Below are 15,572 nucleotides of genomic sequence, written 5' to 3'. Positions count from 1 at the left end.
CCCGTCGACTGAGTGGTGTCCATCGCCGTCGCCGGCGATAGCTTGCTGCGTTGGCCATCGTGCACGCGCCGCCCGTCACATGTGCGGCGCCGCTCGTCACACGCTTCATGCAAATCGCATCTGCGATGCGCACTGTCCGGTGGATTCATTGCTCCTCGCCGCTGGGCGGGACGATCGCCGGAGTTCTCATGCGTTTCTCGATATCGGTGGGTTTCTCTCTCGCGATAGCGGCAAGCCTGCCGCTCGCCGCGCCGGTCCAGGCGTCCGACGCGACGGCTCGCGCGCTGGTCGCCGATGCCCTCAAGGCAATGGGCCAGGCGCATGATCTTCATCAAGTCGCGGGGCTGCGGGCGCAGACCATCAACGCGGAATGGGACATCGTGGAATTCGATCATCCGGACGCGCCTTATGTGTTCCAAGGTGCTTCTCGGGCGTCGGTATGGGACGACCTGCGCGGTCATCGCCGTTTGGTCGACGCCAGCCAGTTCGGCGCCGGCGCCGCGCCGGCGTCGCTGCACACGCGAACGCTGCTGACGCAGGACGAAGAGCGTACGGACTGGGTCGCCGAGGGCCATCCGCCCAGAACGGTGCGCGAGCAGGCGCCGCCCGCGTGGCGCGTGGAGGAGCCATTGACCGTCCTGCTTCTCGCCGAGGAAGCGAGGGATCTGACCAAGGAAAAAGACGTCGCCGCGCATGGCATCGCGCAGCATGTCGTGTCCTTCCACGATGGGCGCTTTCCCGTGCGCCTGTTCCTGGACGCCGCCACGGGATTGCCCAGTGCGGTCGAGGTCACGCGAGTGTTTCAGCGCGCAAATGGAGCGGACATTGCCTACAACGCCATGGGTGATGCGCACGATCGCGTGGAATGGATGAATTACGCCGTGTTCAATGGGGTGCGTTATCCCGTGCAATCGGACCTGTCCCGCAATGGCGTGCACTTGAAGACGACCGTACGCAGCGAGCTTCGCGTGGAGGCGGCGCTGGACGCGGAGGCTTTCGCCATGCCGCCGACGGAGGCGCCACTCTCGCGCGCGACCGTGGACGATCTGGCGCTCGGGCAGCCCGCGGGGCGGGCGCCGGACCCCAAGGCGCCCATCGCCGAGATCGCGCCGGGCGTGGTGCAGATTCCCGGCTCGTGGTTCAGCACCATCGTGCGGCAGGACGATGGCCTGGTGATCATCGACGCCCCTATTTCCACGGGCTACTCGCGCAAGGTGCTGGACGAAGCCTCACGGCGCTTCCCCGGCATGCCTGTGAAGGCGCTGGTCACCTCTACCGCGTTCTTCTGGCATGTGGCCGGCGTGCGCGAGTATGCGGCGCGCGGCATCCCCATCTATGTGCGCGACCGCAACGTGAGCGTGATACGCGCCATGCTCGATGCACCGCATACCCTGGCGCCCGACGCGCTGGCCATGCATCCGGTCGCACCCGTCATCCGTCCCGTGTCCACGGCCACCCGGCTGGGAAGCGGGCATAACGCCATCGTGCTGTATCCCGTCAGCGAGGGCGAACAGCCTATGACCATGAGTTGGATCGCCGACGCGCATCTGCTGCATACGGGCGAGATGGTCATGCCGTTGGGTCCCAACGGTGCGCTCGTGCAGCCGGAATCGCTGCTCGAACTGCGCCGCTCCGTGGCCGCGACACCCATTGTCACTGACGGCTTGCATCTGATTGGCATGCACATGCGCCCCACGGCCTGGCATGTGCTGCTGGAGGCGTTGAAAGACGCGGGGCTGCCGGTGGAGTTGGTGTCTGGCCTCCGTACCTGAGGCTGGCTGGCCCGGCGATGTTGCCGCTTGCGGGCGGGCCGATGCTACGCCGTCGCTGCCTCGTCGGCGGGCGAATCGGTCGCGGGGGCGTTCGATGACAGCCATCCTGCGGCCATGGCCGCGGCCACGGCGCCGACCACCTGTGCCACCACGAATCCCCCCACGTCGGCTGGCCGGATCCCCGCGAACGTCTGCGTCAGCGAGCGGGCAATCGTCGCGGCCGGATTAGCGAACGACGTGCTCGCCGTGAACCAGTAGGCCGCGAAGATGTAGCCCGCCACCAGCGCGGGCAGCGCGGCGGGACGGTGGCGTCCGCCGAGCAGGATGGTGAACAGCAAGCCGAAGGTCGCCACGCTTTCGCTCAGCCATTGCGCCGCACCGGTGCGCGCATGGGTGCCGGGCTGGATCGCCGGCAGGCCGAACATGGCATGGGCGAGCCACACGCCGGCGCAGGCGGAGAGGATCTGCACGGCGATGTACGCCAAGGCTTCGTGCGTACGCAAGGCGCCGCGCAGGCGGGCAACCAGCGTGACGACCGGATTGAAGTGCGCGCCGGAGAGCGGCCCCAGCGTCACGATCGACACATAGAGCATCCCTGCCGTGGCCAGAGCGTTGGCGAGCAAGGCCAGGCCGGGATTGCCCGGCGCGAGCGTGGTGCCCATGACGCCGGAGCCGGTCACGGTGGCGAGCAGCAGCGCGGTACCGAGACCTTCGGCCGCAAGGCGGCGGGCTAGTGTCGTCACAGGCTTTCCAGGAGCTGCTTGACGCGCGCGCCGATGTCGTCGCGTACGGCGCGGTAGCCCTCGTCGTCCATGTGCTTGGGGTCGGGCAGGTTCCAGTCCTCCCGCCGCGTGGCGGGCACCCAAGGGCAACTGTCGCCGCAGCCCATCGTGATCACCGCGTCGAACGCACCTTCGACTTGGTCGAGCGACTTCGACGCATGCCGGTTCAGGTCGTAACCCAGTTCCGCCATGAAGCGCACGGCCTTGGGGTTGATCTGGCCGGAAGGGCGGGAACCTGCGCTTTGCGCTTCGATGCCATCGCCGCCGTATAGGTGGGCGAAGGCTTCGGCCATTTGGCTGCGGTTGGCGTTTTCGACACAGACGAAAAGTACGCGTTTCATGGAAGGCCCGATGCGGAGGTGGACGATCAGCAGCAGCCCGAACCCGGCGCACAGCACGACCGCAGGCTGCCGGTCTTGCCAGGTTCTTCCGCCTTGGCCGCGGGAGCGCAGTTCGCGTTCTCCCCTCCGCACATGGCCTGCGTGGCGTAGTACGAGGTGGCCTCGCCGACGGTGTGGAAGGTTTCCCAGCGCGTGCCCTGGGGGTCTGCGGTCCACAGCTTGTCCGATTGGGCGTAGCAGCAGACCGCGCCGGCTTCCGGGGTTACCGTGCCGCCGGCGGCATCCAGCCGATGGCCCAGCGCGGCGAGTTCGTCGCCGTTCTCCGCCTGGATACCCAGGTGGTCGATGCCCGGGGTGCGCCCGGTCTGGGAGATGGCGAAGTTCACGCGGGGGTCGTCCAGCATCCACTTGGCGTAGTCGTCCTTGCGCACGGTGGGTTCGGCGGCGAACAGCGTGGTGTAGAAGCGGATGCTCGACGCGAGGTCCGCGACATTGAGGTGCACGTGGAAACGGTTCATGCCTTCTTGCCTCCCTTGGAGGGTTTGCAGGAGCCGGCGGGCGTGCAGCTTCCGTCGCCCGCGCAGCAGTTTTCGGTGAGGTAGCCGATCAGCGCGTTCATCTGCGCATAGTTGGCGCGAACGCGGATGACGCGGCCTTCGCGCTCGTCCGTTACCAGTGATGCCGCACGCAAGGTGTTGAGGTGCGCCGTCAGCGTGGCCCCGGGCGCGCCCAGCCGATCGCGCAACTCGCCGACGGCCAGGCCATCGGTGCCGGCCTGGACGAGTTCGCGGAAAGCCGTGAGGCGGGTTTCGTGGCCGAGGGCGGCCAGTGCGGCGAGCGCGGTGTCGGTATCCATGGATTCGATATTTCCAGAATTATGGAAATGATGCAAGTGGCCGGAAGTCATAGCGCCGGCCGATGACTGTGATCGCCCGCGCATGCCTGATCGTGGGCGGACCGCTACGCTACGCTGCCACCACCGCGGAACGGATCACGCCATGCGCAGGACGGGGATCGCCATCGCTCTGGGCTGTCTTGCAATACAGGCTTACGCCGCGCAGGCGCCCGTACTGCCCGCCAAGGTGGAACGCGCCATCGAGGCTCGTCTGGAGGTTGGGCAGTACTCAGCCCTTGCCATCGTGGTGGTCGAGGACGGCCAGGCGGCCATTTATCCTTTCGGCAAGCTGGGCAACGGCGAGGTGCCGGCCGCGGATACGGTGTTCGAGATCGGCTCCATCACCAAGACCATGACGGCCACGCTGCTGGCCGACGAGGTACGGCGGGGAAAGCTGAAGCTCGATGCGCCGGTGGCCTCGCTGCTGCCGGGCTTCCGCATCCCATCGCACGCCGGCAAGGCGATCACGCTGGAGGACCTCGCCACTCAGCGCTCCGGCCTGCCCAGGTTGCCGGCGAATCTGAAGCTGTCGCCCGAGTTGACCGATCCTTATGCCAAGTACGGCGTGGCGCAGCTGAAGCAGTTCCTCGCCGGCTACGCGCTGCAGGACGATCCTGGCGCGCATTACGAGTATTCGAACACGGGTTTCGGCCTGCTCGGCTATGCGCTGGGCGAAAAGGTGGGGCATGGCTACGCCGCGGCGGTCAAGGCTCGCGTGCTCGATCCGCTGGGGATGCGCGATACCGTGCTCGCTCCTGAGAAAGTGCACGGCGGCAAGCTGGCCGACGGGCATGACAACCAAGGCAGGCCAGTGCCGCACTGGCATTTCCAGGTGCTGGCCCCGACCGGTGGCGTGCTCAGCAGTGCGCGTGACATGCAGCGCTATCTACAGGCGAACATGGGCTCGCTGAAAACGCCGCTGTACCCCGCCATGCAGCTGGCCCAGCAGGCGCGTGCCGATATGGCGTCGGCAGGCCAGCGCATCGGCCTGGCGTGGATGACACAGCACACGCGGGACGGCGACGTCGTCTGGCACAACGGCATGACCGGCGGCTTCGCCAGCTTCATCGGCTTCACGCAGGACCGGAAGCGTGGCGTGGTGGTGCTCGGCAATCGCTCGGAACCGATGGACGACATCGGCATGGCTGTCCTGGCGCCCTCGACCGAACTGGCGCCGCCGCACCTGCGCGTGACGTTGCCGGTGGGAACGCTGGAGGAATACGTCGGCCGCTATGAACTCGCGAAGGACGTCATCGCGACCATCTCACGCCGCGGCGATCGCCTGTTCGTACAGGTCACCGGCCAGGACGCCGCCGAGCTGTCAGCCAGCGCAAGGGACGAGTTCCACCTCTGGAGCATCGGCGTCGGCATCAGCTTCCAGCGTGGCGCGGACGGCAAGGTGCGCGGGCTGGTACTGCACCAGCATGGGGACCATCCGGCGCCACGGATGGTGGATTGATCACAGCACCCGATAAAACTGGAGGATATTGCCTCCCGGATCGCGTACGTGGAATTCGCGCGTACCCCAGGGCGTTTCGGCCGGCGCGGCCCATGGACTGCGCCCGCTCGCTTCGCTGTCGGTGTGGCTGCTGATCGCAAACTCTTCATAAAGCTGGTCCACATCCTCGACGACGAAGCGATAGACAGGCCTATCCGTTGGATAAGCCCATTGGCTTGGATCGCCCCATTGGATATGCAACTCCACGTTGTCACGCTGGATGCCCGCGTATTTGGGATGCTCTGGCGTGTCCTGGAACAGCAGCGTGAAACCCAGGCCCCCGTAGAACCGGATGGAATCCGTGACGTCGCGCGCCATCAGCACCGGATGCACGCTTTGCAGGAACGTCTTCATGACCACCACCTCAATGCTTCATGGATGACCCGATGCTCATCGGCTCAGACGAGCAGGATGTCCGGGCGCAGGTCGCATGGCGCAGCACGGCAGCCTGGGCGTCGTGCTGCCGACTGCGGGGATTGTTCCGTAACCCTGGGATGGACGCATGTGCCGGTCGCCGGAACGGCCATCGTCGCATTGGACACCCGGCACGGTGTGGTGGGCTGTGCTGGTCGAGTCTCAGCTTTCCTGCAGGAAAGTCGCGATCAATCGTGAAATCGCTGCAGGCGCGTCCTCGAAGCTGTAATGTCCCACGCCGTCTAATCGATGCACCGGCGCATCGGGGAAAAGCTCTTCGAATAACGGCAGGAAATGCCTTGCATGCAGCGTGCGGTCGGCCATGCCCCAGATCGCCATGGCGGGCAGGGCGCGGATGAGGCCGAGCGCGCGTTCGTCCGGCACTTCGACCTGATGCAGGCCGAGAGCGAAACCCTTGGCCCAGCCGATCGCGCCGGCACAATCGGCCGGCGTGGGGAAGGGTGAGCCATAGGCGCGCAGCCAGGCGTCGTCGATGAGTGCGTTGTTCTCGAAGCCGTTGAGCTTGAGCGTGCTGAGGATGTTGTAGCCCAGCTCGCCGAGCACGCCATCGAGGCGGCCTTCCGCTTCGGCGCGCAGAATCCATTGGAACCACGGCGCTTCTCTGGCGTTCTCCACCAATCGGTCGGCGGCGCTAGCCTGCCCGAACGGTGTCGGGCCGTTGACTGCGACGACGCGCCGGATGCGGTCCGGATGGCGCGCCGCCAGCCCCATGCCGACCGGTCCGCCGAAGTCATGCAGCACTAGCGTGATGCCGCGCAGATCGAGTGCCAGCACGAAGTGTTCGAGATTATCGATGTGGTCCTTCAGCCAGTACGTGCGACCCGGCGGCGTGGTGCTCTTGCCGAAGCCCATGTGGTCGGGTACGACGACGCGGTGCGTGGCTTTCAGCGCTGCGATCAGATGGCGGAACAGATAACCCCAGGTGGGTTCGCCATGAAGGCACAGCAGCACCTCACCGTCATGCGAGCCTTCGTCCACGTAATGCATGGCGAAGCCCGGCGCCTGGGTGAAATGCGGGGCGAAGGGAAAGCTGCCGTCGAAGGTTTCGTCTGGTTGGACCATGGTCTGTTCTCGAAGAGAGGGGCCGGCATGCGGGTGCGACTTGCCCTCGCCCAGCGCAGGCGCTCACGGTTGCGAAGGTCGGTATGCGACCGCCGGAGATTGCAGGCGGTCACATCGGTTTCATGTTGAAACCTGTTGCCTTTGTATCAGGCGTGGTTCTATCTTGCAACCACATTCGAGCCGGCGAACACGAACATGGTCAAACGCGTCACCCAGGAAGACTCGCTGTGCGGCGTCGCCCGCCCCATGGACGCCATCGGCGACGGCTGGTCGCTGCTGATCGTGCGCGACGCTTTCGATGGCCTGCGCCGCTTCGGCGAATTCCAGAAGAGCCTGGGCCTGTCCAAGAACATCCTCGCGGCGCGCCTGCGGCATCTGATCGCGCACGGCATCATGGAAGCATTGCCGGCCGTCGACGGGAGTCCGTATCAGGAATACGTGCTGACCGAGAAAGGGCGCGGTCTGTTTCCCGTGCTGGTGGCGCTGCGGCAGTGGGGCGAGGCGTTTTTCTTCGCGCGCGGCGAGCCGCATGTGCGGCTGGTGGACCGGCAGACCGGCCGAGCCCTGCAGCGCATGGTGCCCACGGCGCAGGACGGCCGTGCATTGAAGCCGGAGGACGCCGAGATTCGGATGCCTGCAAGGAGCCGGTGAAGCGAGGGTGACCGTGGATGCGTATGGCCTATGATCCGCCAGTCGCCGAATGCGGAGCATGACAATGCGGGAATGGCTTGGCCTTTACGACCGGCGTAGCGTCGGCCTGTTCATCGTGGCCATCGGGTGTGCAGTCGTTTTCGTGTCCCTGGCCTGGGCGCGAACGGGTGCCGTGCGTGGCCGCTTGTTCGCCTTGGCGGGAGTGGCATGCTGGATTGGCGGCATGTCGATCGGCCGCCGCTGGAAATTCCTCAGATGGACACCGGGGCAGATCGCCACGGATTTCCATCGGCGTGGCACCGGCATGGGGTTTGCCGAGAAGCTGCTTCTTCAGCTTTCCATGGTGCTCTTCGCGCTATCGATCTATTCGGACTTTGCGTCTTGAGCGATCGAGGTTGGGTAAGCGTCAGCGAACTCCGACGGTGCCGGCTACGCGCCAGGTATCTGTTTGGGCGACCTGCGGCTTCGGCCCAACTGCGGGCGCTATGGATTTAGCCGCGTTCCCGCGAGCACCCGCCCCTCATCCCGGCCTTCTCCCCGGAGGGGAGAAGGAGAAGTGGGGGGCGTCGCACACCATCGGATACGGACTTTGGCTGCTTGCCGGCCGGGTCGGCCATGCGTGGATCAGTCGGCAGCAATTCACGGCCGGGCCACGGGTGCCAATTCCAATAGCACGACGTCGTTGTCGCGCATCGGCAGCGCGACTTTGGCGGTACCGGACTTGCCGACGCGCAGTTCGCTCGTCGACGGTTTGTCGGTGGTCAAGTCACTTAGCTGACGCAGCTGCGCCGCGCTCAATGCCGACGGCGAACCCATGCGCAGGTAGGCGGTATAGGCGTCGTTGGCATCGAAGCCGGTGCGCCGGATCGACACCCGATAATGGCCGGGTGGCAGCCCGCCCAATTCCAGGCGGACGTCCGGCGCGGGCGCGGCGGGTTGCACGCGCGTGTAGAACGAACGGTTGCTCTGCGCCTGTTCGGGTTGCCGGAAGTGCCACACCAGCGCCTTGAGCGTTTTCCCGTCCCAGGTCACGACACTTTCGTCGTCGCTCGACGGCAGCGCGCGCTTCCCTAGTTCGTGGAGATATTTGTAGGCGAAGTACGCCGGCTTGCGGATGCCCTGCGGATTGACCAGGCCGAAGCCGCCCTGGAACGGTGCCGTGGGCGGGCCGGGTTCCTCGAACAGGTCGCTGAACGTCCAGTAGCTCATGCCTTGCGCGAGGCCGTCGGTCGCCTTGAGCTTGCTGAGGATGTAGGCCGCGCTCACATACGAGTCGTGCACCGCATCGCGCGGCGTGTAGCTGGTACTCCACTCAGTGAAATACAGCGGCAGTCCGGGGCGTGCGGACGACTGGATCTGTTCCCGCACGCGCCGAACGTCGCCGACGATGGCGTCGGGCGAGGTCGAGAGCTTGGTGTCCTCCTTGCCGTTCTCGTCCAGGAAACCGCCGTCGACGCCATAGGTATGTGTGGTGACGAAATCGATCGGCACCTCAGCCTTCGTCACGTGAGCGATGAACTCCGGCACCCAGGCGGCGCCTGCGGTGGCGGGGCCGCCCACCCGCAGTTGCGGATCGACCTGCTTGAGTGCGCGTGCCGTGGTGTCGTAGAGCGCGAAATAGGCGGCCCGATCGGCGCCTTCCCAGAAACCGGCCAGGTTCGGTTCGTTCCAGACTTCGAAATACCAGCGGCGTACCTCGTCGCGGCCGTAGCGCTGTTCGAGATGGCGCGCGAAGGCTTCGACCAGAGCGGCCCACTTCGTCGGATCCGGATGCGAAGTGTTGCCCTTCCAGTAGAAGATGTGCTGATCCGACGTCTTCATCGCTTCCGGCGTGAAGCCGAGTTCGACGAAGGGACGGATGCCCATGGCGAGCAGGCGGTCGTAGAGCGCGTCGATCTTCGCCCAGTCGTAGACGGGCCTGCCGTGTTCCTCCCGGTACGTGCCCAGCACGTCATGGAAGATTGCGTGGAAGCGGATGTAGCGGAAACCCAGTTCCTCCTGCACCGTCTTGAGCTGTGCCAGGCTGTCATCGCGCAGCAAGGTGCCGGGGTAGTCCGAACCGATGGAGAAGGTCTCGAAACCGCTGCGCAGCGTGGTGGGCTTGGTGACGTCGATGGCAATCGCGCGGATAGCCGCATCGGCTGCGCGAGGCTGGCCCGGCAGCGCCAGTGCGAGCGTGAGCGCCGCCGCAGTGGCCCATGGTTTGCTCCATGTCATCGCGAACCCTCTCCCGGTGTTGGTATCGAAGGATCGTATCGGTGCCGTCATCGTTGAAGAGCAGGGCACAGGCGCAAGCACCGCAAAACGTAAAGCGGCGCGGCGGATATCGCAAAAAAATGCCGCGCGACGGAAAGGCCGCATGACCGCCACCCGTCACGAATGGCATGATCGGCGGCCCTCGACGATGTGACCGGAGGGATGCCGTGGCAGTGAACCGGCCGGCCGCCATCCGCGCGGATTGATGAGCCACGCTAACAAGTCCATGTACGCATGGCCGGCTAGTCGTGATGGAGAGCCATGGTTAACTTGGCGGTCGGCCGAAGCCGGTGAATCGCCTCGGCCATTCCGTGGAGGTGAGCGATGAGCGGCAACATCGATTGGCGCGCGGCCAGCATGGCCGGGTATGAGGTGTGGTTGCGCGAACTGAATGCGGCGACGCGTCCGGGCGAGGCATTGTCGCTGGCGGTATGGCCGGCGCGCGACCAGTCCGCCTGGGAATGGGAGGTGCTGGCTTCCGGTGCGGACGCATATATTCGCGGCGATGTCGCGCGCAGCCGCGCGTCGGCGATGCGCGCGGCCGAGTCCGCCGCGAGCGCGTTAGGCCTGCTGTAAGGTTGGTTTCGCCTGAGCCGCCGCGTGGCGACGGCGCCTGCATAACGCCCCGGTGAAAGTGCATTCGCGGGAATGCGGAACTACGACGACGGATTCCGCGAATGGAGATTGGCGAGGACGGCATGCGCGCCTTCACGAGGCTGTGGGTGCACGCTCAGCTGATCCAGAGCATCAAGACGAGGAAGGCGGAGCCGCCGAGCCATTCAATCGCGCTCGGGCCAGACAATGGCCTGCGCGACGACGACGTGGTCGCCGTTGAAGGTGGCCGCCGGCGAGCCGTACAGCACGTAGCCCATGTCGAGCGCCTCGGAGACGCGGCGACAGAAGCTGGCGTCGTCCTTGCCGGTGAGCAGGCGATAGCGGGGCAGTCCTTCGGGCGGGGATGCGGACATGACGACCTCTGGCGTGGGTGGGTGGGCGCAATGTAGCCCATCGCCGTCACGCAGACATGATGTTTGCGCCGAGCCAGCGCGGGCTTGCAGCGAACGCCTACGCGCGGTCGAGTTGTAGGAGTTCGAGCGGTGGCCAGGCTCGTTGCGCGGGCAATGATGCTCCGCGCGTCGCGTCCTTCTTCCATGCGAGGGATGGCGTGGTGTCGGTGCGACTTACGGCCAATGCGGCGCGCGTGCGGCGAACGCGTTTTTCTCCGCCGCGGCAGACGTTCGTTTCGATGTATTGACCCAATCCACTTCCCAGGTCTTGCCGCCGTCCGCGGAGAACGCCTGCTCGTCGCGGTTCGAGCCGTGCGCAAGTTCGAGGAACGAAAAGCGCGCCAGGATCGCTTTGCCCTCGTAGGGCTCCTGGTCGTAGAAATCGCCGCGCCCATTGGCGAAGGCGCCGATCATCGGCGCGCTGAACACACCTCGGTTGCTGCTGACGAAGTTCAGGCTCCACTGGTGCGCCTTGGGGTCGAACAGGCGCAGCGAGAGAAACTCCAGGCGGCCGGACGGGCCCCGGCTGTCGATCTCGGCGAGGTTGGCGCGGCCGTTCCACAGCTTGCGCACACGCACGCTGCCTTCGAGCGTGGTCCAGTCGTTGCGGTTCGCAAGTGGGTGTTCGAGGCGCGACATGTGGATGTCCCACTGGCCAAGCTGCCAGTCGAAGTCGTGCTGCCCCGGCGTGTCGGCGACGGGCTTCATTGCGGTAACAGCTTCGCCCGGCTTGACGCGCGCGAGATCGGCGATGAAGTTCGCCTCCCAGGTCTTGCCGCCGTCCTCGGAGTACGCCTGCTCATAGCGGTGCGTATTCGGCGAGGTTACCGTCCATACGCCGCGCACCAGCACGGCGCGGCCCCGATACAGCTCCTGGCTGTAGAACTCGCCGCGATCGTGCGCGAAGCGGCCGACCGATGGTGTTTCCAGCGTGCCGTCGTTGCTGTCGGCAAAGTACTGGCGCCATTGACGGGCGTCCGGATCGTAGAGGAACACCGTCATGCCTTCGAAGCGTCCTGCTTCGCCATCCGCTTCGATTTCCTCGACTTGCGCCTTGCCGCCCCAGATCGGATTCACCGTGACGGTGCCGCGCATCTCGTCCCAGTCGGCGTGTCCGGATAGCGGCTGCTTCAGGCGCCGGATGTGCGTGTGCCACGTACCGAGATTGAAATCGAAATCATGGCTGCCATCGGCGAACGCCGGCGCGGGAACCGAGGTCTCGCCGGCCCATGCGGGTGCGAGCGCGAGCCCGAGGGCGATGGTGATGGCGATGGCGGAGCTGAGCAGTATCCTCACCGGCGCTTGCATGGCGGATCCTTTGAGTTCGGGGTGTGTGAGCGCAAACTACGCGCCGAAGTGGTTCGCCGAAATAGCCACTTTTTGATCTTTCGATATGACCACTTCAGGTTGGCATGTCATGCCGGCGACGCGCCGAGGCCCCGGGCCGGTCCATCCTTCGTCGGGTATCGTGGTGGGGGATGACTGGATGCATGGCGTGCGTGCACGCCTGGGCGATCCGGCAAGGGGGAATCGATGGAGCAGGGCATGCCAACGCGCCAGGCGAAGACAGCGGCGCTCGTTCACTGGAAGCAGCACGGCACCGTGTCGGTGTGGCGATATACCGGCAACGCCCGTGGCTTCGATGGCTGGCACGTCACCGCGGATGCGGACGGCGGGCGTTCGCTGCTGGCGCTGATCGACCTACTGACCGAAGTGAACGACGTTTCGCTCTATCGGACCCTGAAGGTCATGCATCCGACGCCGGCCATCCTGCGCGTGCCGAACCATCGCGACACGCCAGTCATCGCTCCGGCGAGGTGGCGGCTGCGCTACGCGCAGGATCACGAGGATTGGAGTCTGGTGGCGGATGGCGATGTGCTGGAGTGCGTCCTGGGCGAGGCGCGGATGAGGGAGGTGCGCGCATCAGTCGAAGCGATGCTTCGCGGCGACGGCGACTTCGCCATCGGCACGGCCCGGAAGCGGCGACCGGACCGGCATCTGCTGTGGTTCTGGTGGTGGCCGAAAGCGCAGTCCTGAACGGCGGGCGCGCGCGGCCGGCATTGCTTCGCCATCGGCCATGCCGCACATTGCCGCCTCGAATGACGGGTATGCGTCTATGGAATGGAGCGACGTACGGATCTTTCTCGCAGTGGCGCGCCAGCGATCGCTCGGCGCGGCCGCGCGCGCCCTGGGCATCAGCCATCCCACCGTAGGACGAAGGCTGCGTGCCTTGGAGGCGGCGACAGGGCAGGTGCTATTCCAGCGCCATAACGAGGGTGCCGTGCTGACCGAAGCCGGCGAAGCGGTGCTGCGCCTGGCGGAGGACATGGAGGCGAGCGCGCTGGCGATGCAACGACGCCTGGCCGGCGAGGACGAGCGGCCCGAAGGCGTGCTGCGCATCTCCTCGCCCGCATGGTTTGCGGCCTACGTTCTGCCGCCCGTGCTGCAGGCATTAGGCCGCCAACATCCACATATCGTGCCCGAGATGATCGCCGGCACGCGGCTGTTCGACCTGTCGCGGCGCGAGGCGGATATCGTGTTCCGCGTGGTGCCATTCGATGAAGCCGACATCGTGCAGCGCAGACTTATGCGGGTGCCTTACGCGGCATACGTGGCCAGCGACGCCTTGGAGCCCGCGGCCAATGGCGAAGGCGCGGCACTGCTGGTCATGGATACGTCCCGTCTGAGTTACCCGGACGTGCCGTGGCTGTGCCAGCGCCTGCCGCGGGCACGGACGGTGCTCACCACCAACAGCCGCGAAGTGCAGGCACGGTTGTGCGCACGTGGGATGGGGATCGCCGTGTTGCCGCGTCCGATCGGCGAGAACATGCCAGGCCTGCGCGAATTGGATCTGGGCGAAGCGCCGCCCGGACGTGACGTCTGGATGGGATATCACCAGGACCTGAGGCGGATGGATCGCCTGCGCGCGATGGCGAACCTCGCCGTGCAATGTCTCGCTGGCTGACCAGGCTCGGCACCCTTACAGGCATGAACGGCCCCGGTACGTTTTCCTAAGTGTTCGCAGCGTGGCGTGCCCTCCATGCTGGGCTCCTCCCTGTGACGAGGAACCGCCATGTGCCCGCCTGCCACCCTTCGCCATGCCGTCGCTGGTGCGTCGGCGCGCCACTGCTTTGTCCCGATCGAGCTGGGCAACATCAAGCTGGTTGCGCTTTCGGACGGCGATTTCGACTTGCCGGCGGAGCGGCTGTTGATCGGGGAGCGTCCGGGCCATGTCAGCCATTCGCTGGCACGAGCCGGCCTTCCGGCGGTGGTGCGTAGCGCGGTCAACGCCTTCCTGATCGAGATGGGCGAAGCCTTAGTGCTGGTGGACGCCGGTGCGGGCGACTTGCAGGGCCCCGGTCTGGGGCGATTGGAGATCGCCCTGCGCACCGCGGGATATGGGCCCGAAAAGGTCGACACGGTACTGCTCACGCATCTCCACCCAGACCACGTCGGCGGCATCGCGCGTGCGGGGCACATGGTTTTTCCCGCTGCGACCGTCTGGGCCGACGCGCGCGAGGCGGCATTCTGGCGTGACGGTGCCCGCAAGGCGCTCGTCGATGAAAGCGTGCGCGCTACGTTCGATGGAGCCAACGCATCCATCGAGCCTTATGTCGCCGCCGATCACTTCCGCACATTCGCACCCGGCGACGAACCGGTACCCGGGATCCACGCGGTGGCGCTGGAAGGCCATACGGCGGGCCACGCCGGATTCTCCATGGAGAGCGGAGAGGGGCGCCTGATCGTCTGTGGCGATGTACTGCACGTAGCACCGCTGCAGTTGGCCGAGCCGCGGCTAGCCATCCGCTACGACAGCGAGCCGTCGCGTGCCAGCGATGCGCGGGAGCGTCTGCTTGCCGAAGCGGCGGAACGCGGCGACTGGTTGGCGGCGGCGCATGCGCCGTTCCCCGGTGTCGGCCGGGTGCGGCGAGAGGGCAAAGGGTACGCGTGGATGCCTTGGGTATCTCACGGTTGAGCAACCGGGCCGCGGCGTCGATCTTCGAGCATTGCCCCTCTCCCGCGAGGAAGAGGGGCAATGTGCGAGTACTCGCTCAGCGGACGCCGCCGCCGGCGTAGAGCTTCTCGCCGGTCAGCCAGTACGAGTCGTCGGAAGCGAGGAAGACCGCGATCGAAGCGATGTCCTGCGGCTGGCCGATGCGGCCCAGCGGAGTGTGGGCGACCGCTTCCTTATGGAAGTCCGAGCCGATGAAGCCGGCGGTGTGGGTGCCTTCGGTTTCCACCATGCCGGGATTGAGCGCATTGACGCGGATCTGGCGCGGGCCCAGCTCGCGGGACAGCACGCCGGTAATGGCGTCCACCGCGCCTTTGGTGCCGGAGTAGACCGCGCTGGCTGGCGGCACGATGCGGGTCACCAGCGAACCGATGTTGATGACGCTGCCGCCCTGGCCCATGTGCTTGGCCGCGGCCTGGGTGGTCAGCAGCAGGCCCAGCACGTTCACGTCGAACTGCTTGCGGAAATGCTCCTCGGTGATCTGCTCCAGCGGGGAGAACTCGTACACGCCGGAGTTGTTCACCAGAATGTCCAGCCGGCCGAATTCCTTGACGGCGGCGTCGGCGATGGCCTGCGCGTCGGCGGCCTTGGCGACGTCGCCCTTGACGGCGACGGCCTTGCCGCCGGCCTTGGTGATCTCCTCGACCACGGCGTCCGCGCCGGCCTTGCTGGACGCGTAGTTGACGACGACGGCGGCGCCTTCGGCGGCGAGCGCCTTGGCGATGCCGGCGCCGATGCCCTTGGAGGCGCCGGTGACCAGCGCGACTTTGCCTTTGAGCTTGCTCATGACGGATTTCCTGTCAGTGGGGGAAGGGCGAACTGCCCGGTTCAGAAATTCGATAGTTCGCAACATATGAACTA

The 15,572-nt window shown here is 66.1% G+C and carries 18 protein-coding genes; 8 read left to right on the top strand and 10 right to left on the bottom strand.

Annotated elements, in window-relative coordinates:
- The first annotated feature begins 188 nt into the window (after positions 1–188).
- Positions 189–1,772, top strand: a complete 1,584-nt coding sequence (locus RKE25_RS16140; RefSeq protein WP_311839116.1) for a hypothetical protein — start codon at positions 189–191, stop codon at positions 1,770–1,772.
- Positions 1,773–1,816: 44 nt separating this feature from the next.
- Here RKE25_RS16140 and RKE25_RS16135 read toward each other — a convergent pair whose 3' ends face one another.
- Genes RKE25_RS16135 through RKE25_RS16120 form a run of 4 tightly spaced genes read right to left on the bottom strand, consistent with a single transcriptional unit; the run spans position 1,817 to position 3,751 of the window.
- Positions 1,817–2,515 (bottom strand): aquaporin, encoded by a 699-nt coding sequence (locus tag RKE25_RS16135; RefSeq protein ID WP_311839115.1) that lies wholly within the window; start codon positions 2,513–2,515, stop codon positions 1,817–1,819.
- Positions 2,512–2,895: an arsenate reductase ArsC gene (locus RKE25_RS16130; protein WP_311839114.1), complete on the bottom strand. Its 384-nt coding sequence runs from the start codon at positions 2,893–2,895 to the stop codon at positions 2,512–2,514. Before RKE25_RS16130 ends, RKE25_RS16135 begins: the two co-directional genes overlap by 4 nt.
- 26 nt (positions 2,896–2,921) lie before the next feature.
- Complete coding sequence (locus RKE25_RS16125) at positions 2,922–3,413, bottom strand: ArsI/CadI family heavy metal resistance metalloenzyme (protein ID WP_311839113.1); 492 nt, start codon at positions 3,411–3,413, stop codon at positions 2,922–2,924.
- Complete coding sequence (locus RKE25_RS16120) at positions 3,410–3,751, bottom strand: metalloregulator ArsR/SmtB family transcription factor (RefSeq protein ID WP_311839112.1); 342 nt, start codon at positions 3,749–3,751, stop codon at positions 3,410–3,412. Before RKE25_RS16120 ends, RKE25_RS16125 begins: the two co-directional genes overlap by 4 nt.
- Before the next feature lie 142 nt (positions 3,752–3,893).
- Here RKE25_RS16120 and RKE25_RS16115 point away from each other — a divergent pair, with 142 nt between their 5' ends.
- Complete coding sequence (locus RKE25_RS16115; protein ID WP_311839111.1) at positions 3,894–5,249, top strand: serine hydrolase; 1,356 nt, start codon at positions 3,894–3,896, stop codon at positions 5,247–5,249.
- Here the strand turns inward: RKE25_RS16115 and RKE25_RS16110 are convergent, their stop codons facing one another.
- On the bottom strand, positions 5,250–5,642 hold the full coding sequence (locus tag RKE25_RS16110) for a VOC family protein (protein ID WP_311839110.1): 393 nt from the start codon (positions 5,640–5,642) through the stop codon (positions 5,250–5,252). It abuts the gene before it with no gap.
- A gap of 222 nt (positions 5,643–5,864) precedes the next feature.
- Complete coding sequence (locus tag RKE25_RS16105) at positions 5,865–6,785, bottom strand: alpha/beta fold hydrolase (RefSeq protein WP_311839109.1); 921 nt, start codon at positions 6,783–6,785, stop codon at positions 5,865–5,867.
- Between the two features lie 195 nt (positions 6,786–6,980).
- On the opposite strand from RKE25_RS16105, the gene RKE25_RS16100 reads away from it, so the two are divergent.
- Together RKE25_RS16100 and RKE25_RS16095 are read left to right on the top strand one after the other, a co-directional pair.
- Entirely contained in the window at positions 6,981–7,436 is a 456-nt protein-coding gene (locus tag RKE25_RS16100; RefSeq protein WP_311839108.1) for a helix-turn-helix domain-containing protein, read from the top strand.
- 64 nt (positions 7,437–7,500) lie between these two features.
- The gene (locus RKE25_RS16095) at positions 7,501–7,821 is read left to right on the top strand and encodes a hypothetical protein (protein ID WP_311839107.1); all 321 of its coding nucleotides are present in this window, start codon (positions 7,501–7,503) and stop codon (positions 7,819–7,821) included.
- 254 nt (positions 7,822–8,075) lie between these two features.
- Here the strand turns inward: RKE25_RS16095 and RKE25_RS16090 are convergent, their stop codons facing one another.
- Entirely contained in the window at positions 8,076–9,653 is a 1,578-nt protein-coding gene (locus tag RKE25_RS16090) for a beta-xylosidase (RefSeq protein ID WP_311839106.1), read from the bottom strand.
- 363 nt (positions 9,654–10,016) lie between these two features.
- Between RKE25_RS16090 and RKE25_RS16085 the strand changes: the two genes are divergently transcribed.
- On the top strand, positions 10,017–10,268 hold the full coding sequence (locus tag RKE25_RS16085) for a hypothetical protein (protein ID WP_311839105.1): 252 nt from the start codon (positions 10,017–10,019) through the stop codon (positions 10,266–10,268).
- Between the two features lie 203 nt (positions 10,269–10,471).
- Here the strand turns inward: RKE25_RS16085 and RKE25_RS16080 are convergent, their stop codons facing one another.
- Both RKE25_RS16080 and RKE25_RS16075 read right to left on the bottom strand, forming a co-directional pair.
- Complete coding sequence (locus tag RKE25_RS16080) at positions 10,472–10,660, bottom strand: DUF1737 domain-containing protein (protein ID WP_311839104.1); 189 nt, start codon at positions 10,658–10,660, stop codon at positions 10,472–10,474.
- 213 nt (positions 10,661–10,873) lie between these two features.
- Positions 10,874–12,007, bottom strand: coding sequence for a hypothetical protein (locus tag RKE25_RS16075; RefSeq protein WP_311839103.1), 1,134 nt, complete (start codon positions 12,005–12,007; stop codon positions 10,874–10,876).
- 237 nt (positions 12,008–12,244) lie between these two features.
- Here RKE25_RS16075 and RKE25_RS16070 point away from each other — a divergent pair, with 237 nt between their 5' ends.
- The 3 genes from RKE25_RS16070 to RKE25_RS16060 all read left to right on the top strand — a co-directional run bounded on the left by RKE25_RS16070 (position 12,245) and on the right by RKE25_RS16060 (position 14,675).
- Positions 12,245–12,736 carry a hypothetical protein gene (locus tag RKE25_RS16070; protein ID WP_311839102.1) on the top strand — a complete coding sequence of 164 codons (492 nt, stop codon included), beginning with the start codon at positions 12,245–12,247 and terminating at the stop codon, positions 12,734–12,736.
- Between the two features lie 79 nt (positions 12,737–12,815).
- Positions 12,816–13,664, top strand: a complete 849-nt coding sequence (locus tag RKE25_RS16065) for a LysR family transcriptional regulator (protein ID WP_311839101.1) — start codon at positions 12,816–12,818, stop codon at positions 13,662–13,664.
- A gap of 108 nt (positions 13,665–13,772) precedes the next feature.
- Positions 13,773–14,675, top strand: coding sequence for an MBL fold metallo-hydrolase (locus tag RKE25_RS16060; RefSeq protein WP_311839100.1), 903 nt, complete (start codon positions 13,773–13,775; stop codon positions 14,673–14,675).
- A gap of 76 nt (positions 14,676–14,751) precedes the next feature.
- On the opposite strand, the gene RKE25_RS16055 is transcribed toward RKE25_RS16060, so the two are convergent.
- Positions 14,752–15,498 (bottom strand): glucose 1-dehydrogenase, encoded by a 747-nt coding sequence (locus RKE25_RS16055; protein ID WP_311839099.1) that lies wholly within the window; start codon positions 15,496–15,498, stop codon positions 14,752–14,754.
- Positions 15,499–15,572: the final 74 nt, after the last annotated feature.

This window comes from Dyella sp. BiH032, assembly GCF_031954525.1.
Lineage (GTDB): Bacteria > Pseudomonadota > Gammaproteobacteria > Xanthomonadales > Rhodanobacteraceae > Dyella_D.
This window is presented reverse-complemented; position numbering and strand designations above follow the sequence as displayed.

Bases quoted from the DNA above. Each gene is read 5' to 3' on its own strand.
- RKE25_RS16120 (WP_311839112.1), bottom strand. From the start codon at position 3,751: ATGGATACCGACACCGCGCTCGCCGCACTGGCCGCCCTCGGCCACGAA.
- RKE25_RS16115 (WP_311839111.1), top strand. From the start codon at position 3,894: ATGCGCAGGACGGGGATCGCCATCGCTCTGGGCTGTCTTGCAATACAG.
- RKE25_RS16100 (WP_311839108.1), top strand. From the start codon at position 6,981: ATGGTCAAACGCGTCACCCAGGAAGACTCGCTGTGCGGCGTCGCCCGC.
- RKE25_RS16070 (WP_311839102.1), top strand. From the start codon at position 12,245: ATGCCAACGCGCCAGGCGAAGACAGCGGCGCTCGTTCACTGGAAGCAG.
- RKE25_RS16110 (WP_311839110.1), bottom strand. From the start codon at position 5,642: ATGAAGACGTTCCTGCAAAGCGTGCATCCGGTGCTGATGGCGCGCGAC.
- RKE25_RS16065 (WP_311839101.1), top strand. From the start codon at position 12,816: ATGGAATGGAGCGACGTACGGATCTTTCTCGCAGTGGCGCGCCAGCGA.
- RKE25_RS16080 (WP_311839104.1), bottom strand. From the start codon at position 10,660: ATGTCCGCATCCCCGCCCGAAGGACTGCCCCGCTATCGCCTGCTCACC.
- RKE25_RS16130 (WP_311839114.1), bottom strand. From the start codon at position 2,895: ATGAAACGCGTACTTTTCGTCTGTGTCGAAAACGCCAACCGCAGCCAA.
- RKE25_RS16060 (WP_311839100.1), top strand. From the start codon at position 13,773: ATGTGCCCGCCTGCCACCCTTCGCCATGCCGTCGCTGGTGCGTCGGCG.
- RKE25_RS16055 (WP_311839099.1), bottom strand. From the start codon at position 15,498: ATGAGCAAGCTCAAAGGCAAAGTCGCGCTGGTCACCGGCGCCTCCAAG.
- RKE25_RS16090 (WP_311839106.1), bottom strand. From the start codon at position 9,653: ATGACATGGAGCAAACCATGGGCCACTGCGGCGGCGCTCACGCTCGCA.
- RKE25_RS16095 (WP_311839107.1), top strand. From the start codon at position 7,501: ATGCGGGAATGGCTTGGCCTTTACGACCGGCGTAGCGTCGGCCTGTTC.
- RKE25_RS16085 (WP_311839105.1), top strand. From the start codon at position 10,017: ATGAGCGGCAACATCGATTGGCGCGCGGCCAGCATGGCCGGGTATGAG.
- RKE25_RS16105 (WP_311839109.1), bottom strand. From the start codon at position 6,785: ATGGTCCAACCAGACGAAACCTTCGACGGCAGCTTTCCCTTCGCCCCG.
- RKE25_RS16075 (WP_311839103.1), bottom strand. From the start codon at position 12,007: ATGCAAGCGCCGGTGAGGATACTGCTCAGCTCCGCCATCGCCATCACC.
- RKE25_RS16140 (WP_311839116.1), top strand. From the start codon at position 189: ATGCGTTTCTCGATATCGGTGGGTTTCTCTCTCGCGATAGCGGCAAGC.
- RKE25_RS16125 (WP_311839113.1), bottom strand. From the start codon at position 3,413: ATGAACCGTTTCCACGTGCACCTCAATGTCGCGGACCTCGCGTCGAGC.